This window comes from Cupriavidus lacunae, assembly GCF_003353055.1.
Lineage (GTDB): Bacteria > Pseudomonadota > Gammaproteobacteria > Burkholderiales > Burkholderiaceae > Cupriavidus > Cupriavidus lacunae.
Genome location: NZ_QKWJ01000135.1, coordinates 1 through 12,474 on the forward strand (window position 1 = coordinate 1; position 12,474 = coordinate 12,474).

The following is a 12,474-nucleotide window of genomic DNA, read 5'->3' on the forward strand; positions in this document are numbered from 1 at the left end:
TGGCCTTGAATTCCGCCGTGTGTACCTTGCGCTTCTTGCCTTCACTCATTCGCCATCATCCCGTCAAGGACGACAGCTTAAACCACCGCCTGATCACTGTCTCAAATCGTGGGTCCACTTTAGCCCTTGAACTCCTGCCGCCATCAACCGACCTCACCGCTATCAGAGGGTTGACCGCGATTCGTGAAAAATCCGCCACATCTCCGACAACCCACTGATTTGTATAGGAAATCATCCGTTCTCGCTGCGCAGGAACGGACGCTGAGGGTGCCAAGGCAGGCTACTGCGCAGCAAGCGTTGGCCCCAACAGCGAGGTGGTAAAGTCGCCGCTAGAAAGGCATGAGATCGAAGTCCGGCACTCGCGGTTCGAGCTTGAAGGATTTCAGCCCGAGCTTCAGCTTCTTGATGTCTTTGAACGCAATCAGATCGTCCTGAAGGGCGCGGATGTTGTGCCGGAGATCGGTCATCTCTGCGGCAAGATTGCGCAGGACAGTGTTGGGGGATAGGGACTCGAACGGATCGATTCCATAGCTGTGCCGGAACGCGGTCTCGACATGCTGGATCTCCTGATCCAGTTCGCGAACTTGCTCCTTGAGGATCTTGTTGTAGTGCTTCAGCCGATCTTCGCTGATGCCGTTGATCGAATACTGGTCGATGTGTTCCAGCTCCAGTTGTAGCTCCAACAACTGCAGCAGGTTGTTCTTGTTGTAGGCCTCGTTGACGCGCTGCATAAGTTTGGTCTTCCGCTCGCGCTCCCGCGGGTCGGTTTCGCGGTCCGGATGCAGGGCGCTGGCCAGCTTGCGATAGACCTCGCGGATGGAGAGGCTGATCTGGGCCTGCTCTTCCTGCGCGCGTGCCTCTGCCGCAAGCTGCTTGGGGGATTTTTTCCGCTTGGCGCGACGCGCTTCGCGTGCAGCGGCTTCAGTAGTCGCTTCCGCTTGCTGTTGCTCCATGTGTGCCTGGGCGCGTTGGAGCAAGTCTTCTGGCGAACTCATGTCCACGTCGTCGCCCAGTTCGACACCAAGCACGGCCTCCAGCATGGATTTCATGCTGTCGATTTCGGCAGCGGTTTCGCTGTCATAGTCGGTCGTACTGTACTTGTTGTAGATGGCTTTCAAGCCGTCGTCTTCATCCGCCAGCGGGCCTGCCAGATTCGCAATCACGGCGGCGAGCTTGCGGCGTTCTGCATTGGTCAGTCCCTTTTGCTCGTAGGCGCGGTCAAGGCAATGCACCATCTGGATCTGCAGATCGGTCGAGTTCTGCTCAAGCGGCAGGAAGTCGTTGACGTACCGCTGTTGGAAGGTTGGGGTGACGGATTCCCAGGCACGCAGCCGCAGGCGGCGCTTTTCAATCTGCTGGATTAGCGAGTTGAACGTCTTTTGCCCTTTCGATAGGGTGGATCGGTTGTGATCGGGCGCGATGCTGACAGACTGGTGGTTGATCCTGGCCATGAGATGGATTTGCGCGCAAAGGCAGTGGAAAGCGAAGGTTGTGCGAATTTTAGCCGATGCGCGGCGGATGGAAACCATCTGGCGCTCGCTCATATTTGAAGTCCTATATCGATAATCGTTCTTAGCGATATAGACACGTTTTTCTGGCAAACTGCGGTCTTGCGATTTGCGCCTCACCCAGGCGTGCCGGCCTGGCAATCTCCATACCAAGGTTACGCAGCCGCGAACGACTTTCGATGCAAGACACCACGACCTCGCCCGATTTTCCCGACGCCGCCCCCTTGGCAGCCCTGCGGGCCTGGTACGCGGGCGCGTCGTCGCGTCAGGCGGTCGCACGCTATTGCCCCGACGCGCTGGGCGCGGGCCGGTCGGCGCGTGGCGTGCTCGGGGATATCCGCCGCCAGCTCGCCGAGTTCGCGCGGCGGCGGCGGCGCGAGGATTTTGCTGCACTGTTCTGCTGTGACGCGGCAGATCGGGCCAGCCACGCCAAGGCTGTCGCCCGCGCGCTCGAAACGTTGCGGTCGCTGCCTCTTCCCGAGCCGCAGATCGGCGATTCGGTTGATTGGTGGCTGTCCCCACGCGCGGTCACCGCGCTACGCGCCCATGGCATCCGCACGCTCGCCGACCTGATGGTGCGCATTCCGCGCCGGCGCCGTTGGTGGGCCGCCATCGATGGGCTGGGCGCCCGCAGCGCCCGGCCCATCGAGGCCTTCTTCGCGGCGCACCCGAAGCTCACCGAACGGGCGCGCGCCTTGGTCACGGCGGCACCGCCCGATCCGGTCGTGCCCTGGGAGCAAATCCGGTTGCCGCATGAGGTCGATGGATCACATGGAGTCTTTCGGGCCCCGCGCCAGATGTGCACGCTCGACGCCAACAATGACTATGAGGCCATCGGGGCCTGGCTGGCCTTGCACGAGTCGACCGAGACCGAACGTGCCTACCGCAAGGAGGCGGAGCGCCTGCTCTTGTGGGCCATCCTCGAGCGCGGCAAGGCGCTGTCCTCGCTGACCACGGAAGACGCGTCGGCTTACCGCGCCTTCCTGCGCCGGCCCACGCCGCACCACCGCTGGGTCGCGCCGGCACGGCCGCGCACGTCGCCGGAATGGCGCCCCTTTACTGGCGCCTTGTCGCCACGCTCGATCGCCTATGCCCTGTCCGTGCTCGGGGGCATGTTCCGCTGGCTAATCCAGCAGCGCTACGTGCTGGCGAACCCTTTTGCCGGACTGAAAGTGCCCGGTGGCCAGCGGGCGGCCGGCCTGGACGCCTCCCGCGCCTTCTCGGCAGGCGAGTGGGAACTGGTGCGGACCATCGCCGAGGGGCTCGAATGGTCCCATGGCTGGACGGAGCCGGCCGCGCAGCGACTGCGGTTTCTGCTGGACTTCGGGTACGCTACCGGCCTGCGTGCCGGTGAACTGGTGGGCGTGACGCTTGGCGGCATCGAGATCGGCGCGCGCGGCGAGCGCTGGCTGCATTTGGTCGGCAAAGGTGCCAAGCCCGGCAAGGTCGCGCTGCCGTCCCTGGCGCGCCACGCGCTCAATCAATACCTGGTCCAACGCGGACTGCCGGTGACGCCCTCGCACTGGAAGCCGGATACGCCCCTGCTCGCCAATCTGGACAGCGCCGCGGCCATCACCACGCCGCGTCTGCGCGACGTGTTTCGCCGCTTCTTTTTGCTGGCCGCCGACTTCATCCAGAGCGACCATCCGGCGCTGGCGGACAAGCTGCGGCGCGCCACACCCCACTGGGTGAGGCACACCCATGCAACTCATGCCCTGGCGCACGGCGCAACGTGGGCTCCGCTTTGCTTGGGGGCGAAACGGGGCCTGTGTCAAGCCTGCAACTGCGTAGCACCGTCGCACAATATCCTGGCGTAGTGTCACTGCCAGTTCACCTTCCGCTATCCGGTGTGATTTCCATGGCATGCTCGCGGGCATCCTACTACGGCGCTCAGTACGGCGACTCCACCCCCCCATCCAAGTCCACCTGTCCGGCGAATCGTCGGCCTTGACGAGTGACCCCCGAGAGACCACCGCGAACCACTCCGGACAGGGCTTGTTTAAGGTGGGGCTTTTTCACACCGATGGGCTCGACAACACCCGACGCCTATCCCACAGCGCCACCGCCATGGCACATCTCTTACGCGAGAGCAGGTCGCAGTGGAGATGGCTTTTGAATCACACGCACTCTTAAAGTGCCAAAGGGTCTACGCAAGGGCATGCGCGCCAGAGCTGTTGAATCGGTGGCTGCAGTCGTATATTATATCTATGTTTTGTAGATACAAAGCGAGGATGGAAATGGAATTCGCCAAAATCTTCCGCCATGGCGGCTCGCAGGCCGTACGGCTGCCCAAGGACTTCCGGTTTGATAGTGCGGAAGTTCGGATCCGTCGGCACGGGGCTGCGGTGATCCTGGAACCTGTCCCGCAAGACTGGGCATGGCTGACGCCGCTGATCGGACCGGTTGATGCCGATTTCGAGTCGGCAGCGGTCACCCAACCTGCTGGACAGGAGCGTCCTGGACTGGATGTGTTCGAATGAAATATCTGCTCGATGCCAACGCAGTGATTGCAATGCTCAAGGGAGAGCCAACCATGCTAGAACGACTGCGTGCGCATCTGCCGTCCGATTTCGGGCTGCCGTCAATCGTTGCCCATGAGCTATTCTATGGTGCCTACAAGAGTCAGCGGGCGGCTGCGAACCTGGCACGCATCGAAGCGTTGCAGTTCGAGGTAGTACCGTTTGATGCCGAGGACGCTCAGCATGCCGGAGAGATTCGCGCGCAGCTGGCGGCCGTGGGTACGCCGATTGGCCCTTATGACGTCTTGATTGCAGGGCAGGCGAGGGCGCGTAACCTGATTCTCGTGACGCATAATATCCGGGAATTCGCCCGCGTCGCGCAACTGACGGTCGAGGATTGGCATACCGGTCACTGACTGTACCTAAATCGCCGCTGCTCGCGTGACTTTTGCACCGGCTGTCGGCCTGGGCAAACTCGGTACGCTGCGCCACAATTCGAGAGCGGTCTATCAACGGTACATGGTTTGGTATGACGCCAATCCATCGGACCTGAACGACCTGCCCCCGGAAATGGCCGCGAAGAAGTATGTGAAATACATGAGCGACGAGGCAGCGATCCTGCGTCGCGCCAAGGCCGATTGGGACAAGGGCGACCGATCCGCCTTTTTGCGATGCCGTAGTACACGCGATAGCCGGCGCCCACGTCGACACGCAACTCCCAAACGCCATCTCTGCAAAACTTGTGATCNTGTTTCCCTGCTCGGCTCAAGCAGCGAACGACTGCACGGATTCTGGCATACAGCGGTACTGCCTTCTGCGTCCCATCATCTTTCCCGCAGCCTTCGGGCCGTTCAGGCGCACTGAAAGGTAGTCGAACAGAATTTCAGGCAGCATAGCCTTGATCGTGTGCAGCCTGCCAACGTCGGTACCGCCGGCCTTTGGCCGGCCCCTGCGCAACTCATAATGTTCAGTTGCGCCTTGGCAGATGTCCTCGACTGAGGGCAGGCCCAGAGGCGCGTATTTGAACATAACGCCCGTACCCCGAAATTTGCCGGGTCTGTGAAGGTTATGTTGAATGGGGGGCGGACCCCTGTCGGCCTTGCCGCACCTCAGTCGGCCGTCGACGCGCCGGCGTTCGATACGGCAGCAAAGTCGAAATGGGCGGCGGCATACACGGCATTGCACGCCCAGACTTCTTCCCCGTCCCTGTAGAAGATGACCCATTTGCCGTCACTGACGCAGTGGGCGCCGGGGAAGACCTCATCGTGGCCATTCGGACCGTCTAGCAGAAAGGGCGCGCGGGGTGTGGCCCAGTAGCGGCCCTTCGGTAGGGGCTCGATCGTCTTTGGCATGCTCATCAGGCCCAGTGAGGTGTTACACAAGACGCCGTGTTCCCGGCGAAGGCGAAACGGCAACGGCGTAGAACCGTCTGACTGCATCTTCGTGTAGTCTCGCCACCCATCACCTCCTGCTATCCGGCGATTTCCATGGCACGATACCTTCAATCTTTGGCCCGGGCCTTCTGCGTCGGCGCCATCATCGTGATCGTCGCCATCGTCTCCCACAAGTATATCTGCGCAGCACCGCCGAAGCCGGCATAGCCGGCGCGGGTGAGGACCCGGCGGGAATGATGTTGATCCGCTGCGAGACGATGCATGCCCGCCTTCGGAGTCGGCACAGCTCCGTAGACACTGCGGATGCTGACGAACAGCCACGTGATCGTTGTAGGCAGTCTTGAGTTCGGCTATGCCTGATCGGTCGGGCAGTTCACGCGGCTTGCGTGCGCTAGCGGCTGTCCAATTTTGGAAGCGAGGATTTCTGACTGCTTCGCCGCCGTTTGGATGCTCCAAACTCGCGCAGTCGCATAGAGGAGGACAGGCGCGCAAGCGCGTATTGCACGGCCCGGGATATTCGTACTTTGCGTGCGAAATCTGACCGTCTAGTTGTAAATTCTGTTCTGAATCAAGTAGTTGGCAAGCTCCTAGCTCAAGGGATTCCCCCTGGCCGAAAAGCCTTACTGCAAGCCGACCGCGGGGCAGCCATCGCCAGATTTCGCACGCAAAGTACGATGACCCCTGGCTGGAACGGAGGTCGATGAGCGGTCAACGACCCAATCCGTTTGACGTGGCCGCTCGTTGCAGGAACCGCGAAATCAAGGCCAGATTCGACAGCCGCGTCACGACCTAACCGGCGAGCAGCTTGCCGTTAAGAAGAATGTGCAGCGTTCTGACAAAGAGAACGACAATTGCGATGCTCAGCATGGCGAGGAGGATGATCGCGATCACCGTCACGGGCCAGGCCTGGACGAACATCGAGTATTTCAGCGCGGCGCTTGCGAGCGCCGCCATCGGAAAGCTGATCGCCCACCAACCGGAAGCAAACGGAATCCCCCGGCGAAATACTTTGGGCGCCAGCGTCAGGAATATGAAGAGCCCGAAGTAGAACAGCAAGCCGGAGAAAGTGTCGACGTGCTGCGTAAAGTTGGTGTAGGCGAGAAAGCCCACTTCGAAAGGCGCCATCAGGATCAACAGCGAAGGGACCATGCCGGCGGGCAGTGGCTCGTGATGAATCATGCGCGACATGATCATCGTAAAGAACAAGAGGGCAATCATCGTTCCAACGGCCAGTGCGAACAAGTTGATTTCATGGGCCCACGCCATTGGCATGACTCCACCTGAAACCGCGATATCCAACGTGGCCACTCCCGGGATGAACCAGGCGGGAACCGCGTGAGCAGCGTCAATCTTCCCCTGCAGCAACCGGCTCGCGATCGTGAAGCAGAGCGCGATCGTCGCGATTGTGCCCACTATCCAAATGACTTCGGCGAGAGGCTGGCTCAGTTGAGCAACGACCGAGGAGAGCAGCAGGATGGCGATCGTGATCGTGCCAAAAAAATTGCCGGCGACGGGATGTCGGAACTCGCCGACGACCGCGTCCGGATGCTTGATTGCCTTGACGAGATATCCCGCGCTCAGCACCAGGAACACGATGATGGCGAGGACTCCGGCTGCCTCGGATATCAGCGGACTTACCCCAAATTCCTGGCTGGCCTGGCGCCACGCGATAGAGAGTCCGGCAATGCCCATTACCGACGCAAACAAGTTGACGGGCATATTTCTGATGGAAGCGGTTCGTCGCAAAGCATGCGGATGGGTATTCGAAAGCGTTGACACAGCATATTCTCCAGATATTGGGTGACCTACGGGGTGGCGTTCTCGACGCGCTCGCCGGGGGACGCTTAGATACTAGAAGCTTCCACTCAGGAAGATAATCCGGCATGATTGGGAATCATCCTCCCAAAAAATGAGAACGTGGCCGATCGCTTCGAATCCATGTCGATCCTGGTGGCCGTAGTCGACGCAGGCAGTTTTTCTGCTGCGGCGCGCCAACTCGAGATTCCGCTTGCAACGGTCAGCCGCAAGGTCGGAGAACTGGAGTCGCACCTCAAAACCCGACTCCTGCATCGCTCCACCCGACAACTTGCCCTCACCGAAGCCGGACAGTCCTTTGTCGCCGCCTGCCGGCGCATTCTGGAGGAAGTGGGGGAGGCGGAGCGAGCCGCGTCGGGGGAATACGCGGCCCCTAAAGGCGAGCTTGTCATCACTGCACCTATTGTCTTCGGACGCTTGCATTTGTTGCCGGTGGTCGCGGAATTCCTCAAGACTTACCCGGACATCGATGTGCGGATGGTGCTGACCGACAGAGTGATGCATCTTCTTGAAGAGCAGGTCGATGTCGCAGTGCGGATTGCTGAACTGCCCGACAGCAGTTTCATCGCGGTGCGGATTGGCACAACGCGTCGGGTGGTTTGCGCGAGCCCCGCGTACTTCGCTGAACATGGCACGCCGACAAGCCCCCTTGAGCTCGCCACCCATGCATGCATCACCATGGAACAGATTGCATCCAGGCAAGTCTGGACCTTCATGTCGGGCAAGGCGGAGGTGGATGTGCCCATCCGCTCGCGGCTTGCCGTAAGCACCGCCGAAGCCGCAATCGATGCGGCGGTGGCCGGGGTCGGCCTCACTCGCGTGCTGTCCTACCAGATGGCGACCGCGATGCGTGCCGGTGCGCTCAAAACCGTGCTCGAAGCGTTCGAGCCGGTACCGTGGCCCATCAGCCTTGTTCACACTGGACAGGCCATCCTGCCGTTGAAGCTGCGCGCATTTTTTGATTTCGCCGGGCCTCGGTTGAAGGCTCGGTTGGTGGAGCTGGGCATCTAACGGCAGGAAAAGGCGCCGACTGCGCCAGCGACGGCGCAAAAGTGCCGCCAGGAATGCCAGATAGGTACGACGCTAACAGCGCAGCAAACTTGAGCACCGCATAGAAGGCCTGCGGCCAAGATACGCCCCTGTACTAAACCGCTGACGCGGTAGTGGGAGGGAAGCGGAGGCCAGTGCCTGACGTTCCGTGAGAGCGGTTGTCTGGTGCCGGGCCCAGGGAATGGAGGACCAGGCGGCTGGGAGCAGCATGGAGGTGCCCGACGGGGCATTCCATCCACTGTTCCCAGGAGGTCCGTCATGACACCGCTGCGCGAACGCATGCTGCACGACATGCAGATCCGACCTCGCCGACAACACGCAGAAGTCCTATGTTGCCAGTTTTGCCCGACACTTTCGTCGTTCCCCTGATCTACTCGGCCCTAAAGCGATCCGTGCCTGGCTCGTCTATCTTCGTGAAGAGCGCAAGCTTGCGCCCAGCAGGCTCTGTCCAGCCATTGGCGCGCTGCGGTTCCTCTACCGCGTCACGCTCAAGCGACCCTGGAGCGATGAGTGCGGCGGGCAGAGCGAGGAGTCCATCGCTGTGGGGCCCAGTCAGGACGAACCCGAGCATGTACGCGTCGGCTTCGCGGGGCGTTGGCATCGGGGTCACCCGAACAAAGGTTTGTGGAGCCGTGGCGGCAGCACTATCCCCAATGCGTGGGGTGAAGCATTTAAGACAAGACTCAAGATGGCTAGCTGGCAGGCTGCTCGAACTGAACCTCCAAACGCTGCATGCGACTCTTTCCGACACAAAGGGGAGTAGGTAGAGTGCCTTAGCTGCCAAGAGAGCACTCAAGAACCGCTCCCTTTGCAGTGGCTGACAACGTGCTTTCGTATCGTCGGCATCTTCGCGAAGTCGAAACTGAGACCAGAGCAGAGTTCGACAAAGTTGTCGAAGCCCAACACGCGGCAAACGAGCGTGGTTTGCATGCTTCATGGAGAATCGCCGCCTGGCGCAAGCTCGAATTACTCGCGGAGAAAAGCCCGGCCGGTCGGTCAGGAATTGCGAAACATTTGAGTTACATCAATAGGCGATATATGAGGTGGTCTCATGCTCGGGGTAGTCAAACAGGAATCGATACTAGGGGTTACCACAGCCATGCCTTCTCGTCGTTGAACAGTATGTTGCGAGCAGCTAAGATGCTTTTTCTGGGCGTGATGACACAAGCGCCCACCAGCCAGACCTTTGCGTCCGAGCGCAAGGAAGCGGCCTGTACAAGCTAGGCCAGCAGTCACGGACGGTAGTCCCATAGCACTATTAGACCAATAGCTTAGGAGACGCCTGTGCTGAGTCACCATGAGTTCGCCACCCTGGTACTGCTAAACGACAACTCTGACCCTGCGGAGTTGGACCGCGCGGATTTGCAGGCACTGTGCGCGCGACAACTGGTTACGCTGGAGCGGCTCGGGCCAAACCGAAGCCGACCTCAGGTCACAATCCAAGGTTACGTTGTTCTCAAAGCCCTAGACCGTGTTCGAGCAAAGGATTGCCGAGGACAGCCGGCCTGTCGATGAGCGCATCGCTCTGTCCCATAGAGAGTCGCCGGCATCGACGCTTCCTTGGGCCTTCACGTCGGCGTCCGCCGCAAAGGCACGACATTGCAATTCACTTGATTCCCACCATAACGCCCTGCCACCCGTTAGCTCAGGGGGCGGGCCGCACCTAGGAGATGCAAGATGACTCAGTGGACAGCAGAACAATGCACGAAAGCGCAATTGGCGGGCCTTGAAGCCCTGGTCGGACTAACCAACAAGGCCGTTGAGGGCTTCGAAAGAGTGATGGAGTTGAACCTCCAAACCATGAAGACGACCATGGTTCAGACCCGGGAGGGCGTAATGAAAGCTCTCTCAGTCCAGAATCCGCAAGAATTCGTCGAATTGCAAATCGAATTCTTTCAACCTGCAGCCGACAACGTTTTGGAGTATCGGCGTCAACTGCAGGACATCCTTGCTGCTACGCGGGCGGAGTTCGAGAAGGTCGTCGAAGTCCAATACGCAACAAGCAAGGGCCAGTTGCAGGGTCTCATTGATAGTGCGGTGAGCAACGCCCCCTCAGGCTCGACGGCTCCGCTGGCCGCCTGGCAGGAGGCCGTAAAGGCGACCACTACGCTCTTTGAGTCGATGCAGTCGACGGCAAAGCAGGCCGTGGAAGTCGCCGAGAACAGTTTCAATACGACTGCGGCGGCAGCCTCGAAAGGCGCGCGACATCGTGCGTCGCAGGCGTCTCCGGCAGCTGCGAAGTAGTTCAGCTTTGGCTCCCAGTTGGCGCATTCACGGCTCGGAGGGAGCCGAATTCTCGGAGATGCTGGGTCTCGGTGAGCAGCGCTGGGCCCAGCCTCATCCATGGGGTTATACCAAGGCATAGAGGATTGGAGACATGACCAAAAAAGTTGCCGTAGTCACAGGTGGGATGGGTGGTATCGGTGAGGCTATCAGCGTCCGGCTGCATGACGCAGGTTATACGGTGGCTGTCACCCATTCGCCCGGCAACAGCGGTGTCGCAGACTGGCTAGGGCGTATGGAAAAGCAAGACCGGAAATTCCACGCCTATTCCGTCGACGTCGCCGACTATGACTCGTGCCAGCAATGTGTGGCCAAAATTCGCGCGGAGTTGGGCCCTGCCGACATTCTGGTGAACAATGCTGGCATCACACGAGATGCAAGCTTCAAGAAGCTGGACAAGGTCAACTGGGATGCAGTCATCCGCACCAACCTCGACTCCGTGTTCAACATGACGAAGCCAGTTTGCGATGAGATGGTCAAGCGCGGCTGGGGCCGCATCATCAATGTGTCGTCCATTATTGGTTCCAAGGGCGGCTTCGGCCAAACCAACTACGCTGCAGCCAAAGCCGGAATGCATGGCTTTACGAAGTCATTGGCACTCGAAGTTGCGAAGAGTGGTGTGACGGTCAACACCGTTTCGCCTGGCTTCATTGGCACCAGCATGGTGACCGCCGTGCCACAGGAGATTCTCGATACGAAAATCATCCCGCAAATCCCTGTAGGTCGCCTTGGGAAACCAGAAGAAGTGGCGGCATTGATTGCTTACCTATGCTCGGAGGAGGCCGCTTACGTGACGGGGGCGAACATTGCCATTAACGGTGGGCAACACATGGAGTGAGGACTGATGGGCCGGGCGCCCCACGCAGGCCGGGAGCGCTGTACATAGTCTGCATTGGCCGGAAGGAAACAGTGCGGCCTTCCTGGGGGCAGCTAGACGTGGTGGGTATCTCTGTCCTGTGTCGAGCCAATGACGGAGGCGCCTGAGCAACACAATAGATAACCCTGATATTAGGGTTACCTAATTCGCCTTTAAATTGAGCGCTGTAGGACCCCACTACCACCCGCGCTGCCACCCTCGGCAACGCGGGTTTTTTTGTTGGCGGTCGGGCCGGGCGGAAGAGGCATTGCTATGACTTAGTCTACGACGAACGCGGAGCGTCACGGTCCGCTTCCCCTCGTTCGAGGTCAGAGTGAGCGTAGGCAGCTAGCCAGGCTGGCGTTACCACCTCCGTCCTCCTGCCTAGCCAATTCAGTCGGTCACGCGCAGTCAACGCCGGTAGTATGTTGGTAGGCTCCTGCATAAAATTCAGGGCACAGCTGCCGGCGTGCCGGCGCCCTGCGCTGCCGCGAAGCTTCATTTGCAAAGCCCAACAGAAGGGGAGGGCGCGCCAGTGGGGCCTCCCGCAAAGAATTGTCGCCCTCACAATGACGCACCATCCGGCATCAATCCTTCTCGAATCAACGTGCGGCCCTGGCGGTAGGACCGAGTATCGTCTGGATTGCGATAGTGTGACGGTCGCACCTGATGGCCTCGTCGTTGAAGGCGTGGAGATACGGCGCCTGCTGGCTCTCAGTTGGACGCCTGAGATTGTGTCGTTTGATGCTTGGGGCCAACGCCACCGGTACAAAGTTGGCCCAGTCGCAGTCGTACGCCCGCGACGCGCCATTTTCCCCTTCGCTTAGGGCGTCAGCATCACCCTAACGCGCTGCCAAAAGCACTGCCCACGCGAGATACAGGAGGCCTAACGCTAGAAGGCTGGCTGCCAGAGCCGAGTAATAGCGGGCCCCATGGTGGGGCGGGTGCGAATGAAAATAGTGAACTATGGGTTTCATCGCTACTACCTAGCCCTACTTTCGCAAGCTCGGTGTTATTCCGCGGCGGCACCGAGCCGGAATGCCGCGTAGATACTGGATTTCGCTTGATTCTTTGGCTCGGAGATGCTACATGAAGGAATGCACATCTTC

The 12,474-nt window shown here is 60.0% G+C and carries 13 protein-coding genes and 2 pseudogenes; 9 read left to right on the forward strand and 6 right to left on the reverse strand.

Annotation, left to right across the window (positions count from 1 at the left end):
* The coding region (locus DN412_RS44265; protein WP_208647755.1) for a hypothetical protein at positions 1–218 on the forward strand (218 nt) is incomplete at its 5' end.
* 111 nt (positions 219–329) lie between these two features.
* On the opposite strand, the gene DN412_RS40410 is transcribed toward DN412_RS44265, so the two are convergent.
* The gene (locus DN412_RS40410) at positions 330–1,451 is read right to left on the reverse strand and encodes a J domain-containing protein (protein ID WP_115216649.1); all 1,122 of its coding nucleotides are present in this window, start codon (positions 1,449–1,451) and stop codon (positions 330–332) included.
* Positions 1,452–1,687: 236 nt separating this feature from the next.
* Here DN412_RS40410 and DN412_RS40415 point away from each other — a divergent pair, with 236 nt between their 5' ends.
* The 4 genes from DN412_RS40415 to DN412_RS46155 all read left to right on the forward strand — a co-directional run bounded on the left by DN412_RS40415 (position 1,688) and on the right by DN412_RS46155 (position 4,831).
* The gene (locus DN412_RS40415; protein ID WP_115216650.1) at positions 1,688–3,325 is read left to right on the forward strand and encodes a site-specific integrase; all 1,638 of its coding nucleotides are present in this window, start codon (positions 1,688–1,690) and stop codon (positions 3,323–3,325) included.
* Between the two features lie 420 nt (positions 3,326–3,745).
* Positions 3,746–3,988, forward strand: coding sequence for an antitoxin (locus DN412_RS40420; protein ID WP_041681733.1), 243 nt, complete (start codon positions 3,746–3,748; stop codon positions 3,986–3,988).
* On the forward strand, positions 3,985–4,383 hold the full coding sequence (locus tag DN412_RS40425; RefSeq protein WP_022538166.1) for a type II toxin-antitoxin system VapC family toxin: 399 nt from the start codon (positions 3,985–3,987) through the stop codon (positions 4,381–4,383). Before DN412_RS40420 ends, DN412_RS40425 begins: the two co-directional genes overlap by 4 nt.
* A 103-nt stretch (positions 4,384–4,486) precedes the next feature.
* Positions 4,487–4,831, forward strand: coding sequence for an alkyl sulfatase dimerization domain-containing protein (locus DN412_RS46155; RefSeq protein WP_425267488.1), 345 nt, complete (start codon positions 4,487–4,489; stop codon positions 4,829–4,831).
* Here DN412_RS46155 and DN412_RS40440 read toward each other — a convergent pair.
* From DN412_RS40440 to DN412_RS40455, 4 genes are all read right to left on the reverse strand, one after another.
* The gene (locus tag DN412_RS40440) at positions 4,733–4,996 is read right to left on the reverse strand and encodes a hypothetical protein (protein WP_115216651.1); all 264 of its coding nucleotides are present in this window, start codon (positions 4,994–4,996) and stop codon (positions 4,733–4,735) included. The two genes, DN412_RS46155 and DN412_RS40440, sit on opposite strands and share 99 nt — an antisense overlap.
* 80 nt (positions 4,997–5,076) lie before the next feature.
* Positions 5,077–5,319, reverse strand: a complete 243-nt coding sequence (locus DN412_RS40445; protein ID WP_244223065.1) for a hypothetical protein — start codon at positions 5,317–5,319, stop codon at positions 5,077–5,079.
* A 149-nt stretch (positions 5,320–5,468) separates the two neighbouring features.
* Positions 5,469–5,624: a hypothetical protein gene (locus DN412_RS43675; RefSeq protein WP_161564123.1), complete on the reverse strand. Its 156-nt coding sequence runs from the start codon at positions 5,622–5,624 to the stop codon at positions 5,469–5,471.
* Positions 5,625–6,150: 526 nt separating this feature from the next.
* A complete protein-coding gene (locus DN412_RS40455) occupies positions 6,151–7,140 on the reverse strand; it encodes an SLAC1 anion channel family protein (protein WP_115216652.1) in 990 nt (329 codons plus the stop codon).
* Between the two features lie 159 nt (positions 7,141–7,299).
* Here DN412_RS40455 and DN412_RS40460 point away from each other — a divergent pair, with 159 nt between their 5' ends.
* Positions 7,300–8,187 (forward strand): LysR family transcriptional regulator, encoded by an 888-nt coding sequence (locus tag DN412_RS40460; protein WP_115216653.1) that lies wholly within the window; start codon positions 7,300–7,302, stop codon positions 8,185–8,187.
* 31 nt (positions 8,188–8,218) lie between these two features.
* Here DN412_RS40460 and DN412_RS45775 read toward each other — a convergent pair.
* Positions 8,219–8,284: pseudogene (locus tag DN412_RS45775) on the reverse strand (hypothetical protein); the annotation flags it as partial.
* A 300-nt stretch (positions 8,285–8,584) separates the two neighbouring features.
* Here DN412_RS45775 and DN412_RS45270 point away from each other — a divergent pair.
* From DN412_RS45270 to phbB, 3 genes and pseudogenes are all read left to right on the forward strand, one after another.
* Positions 8,585–8,989, forward strand: a pseudogene (locus DN412_RS45270) (phage integrase N-terminal SAM-like domain-containing protein); the annotation flags it as partial.
* A 914-nt stretch (positions 8,990–9,903) separates the two neighbouring features.
* Positions 9,904–10,470: a TIGR01841 family phasin PhaP2 gene (phaP2, locus tag DN412_RS40475; RefSeq protein WP_115216655.1), complete on the forward strand. Its 567-nt coding sequence runs from the start codon at positions 9,904–9,906 to the stop codon at positions 10,468–10,470.
* A gap of 133 nt (positions 10,471–10,603) precedes the next feature.
* Positions 10,604–11,347: an acetoacetyl-CoA reductase gene (gene phbB, locus DN412_RS40480; RefSeq protein ID WP_115216656.1), complete on the forward strand. Its 744-nt coding sequence runs from the start codon at positions 10,604–10,606 to the stop codon at positions 11,345–11,347.
* Positions 11,348–12,474 lie beyond the last annotated feature (1,127 nt).

What these genes read in the sequence shown, in the direction of transcription:
- DN412_RS40425 (WP_022538166.1), top strand. Translation starts at nt 3,985, where the DNA reads ATGAAATATCTGCTCGATGCCAACGCAGTGATTGCAATGCTCAAGGGA.
- DN412_RS40415 (WP_115216650.1), top strand. Translation starts at nt 1,688, where the DNA reads ATGCAAGACACCACGACCTCGCCCGATTTTCCCGACGCCGCCCCCTTG.
- DN412_RS40420 (WP_041681733.1), top strand. Translation starts at nt 3,746, where the DNA reads ATGGAATTCGCCAAAATCTTCCGCCATGGCGGCTCGCAGGCCGTACGG.
- phaP2 (WP_115216655.1), top strand. Translation starts at nt 9,904, where the DNA reads ATGACTCAGTGGACAGCAGAACAATGCACGAAAGCGCAATTGGCGGGC.
- DN412_RS43675 (WP_161564123.1), bottom strand. Translation starts at nt 5,624, where the DNA reads ATGCATCGTCTCGCAGCGGATCAACATCATTCCCGCCGGGTCCTCACC.
- DN412_RS40410 (WP_115216649.1), bottom strand. Translation starts at nt 1,451, where the DNA reads ATGGCCAGGATCAACCACCAGTCTGTCAGCATCGCGCCCGATCACAAC.
- DN412_RS40440 (WP_115216651.1), bottom strand. Translation starts at nt 4,996, where the DNA reads ATGTTCAAATACGCGCCTCTGGGCCTGCCCTCAGTCGAGGACATCTGC.
- DN412_RS40445 (WP_244223065.1), bottom strand. Translation starts at nt 5,319, where the DNA reads ATGCCAAAGACGATCGAGCCCCTACCGAAGGGCCGCTACTGGGCCACA.
- phbB (WP_115216656.1), top strand. Translation starts at nt 10,604, where the DNA reads ATGACCAAAAAAGTTGCCGTAGTCACAGGTGGGATGGGTGGTATCGGT.
- DN412_RS40460 (WP_115216653.1), top strand. Translation starts at nt 7,300, where the DNA reads ATGTCGATCCTGGTGGCCGTAGTCGACGCAGGCAGTTTTTCTGCTGCG.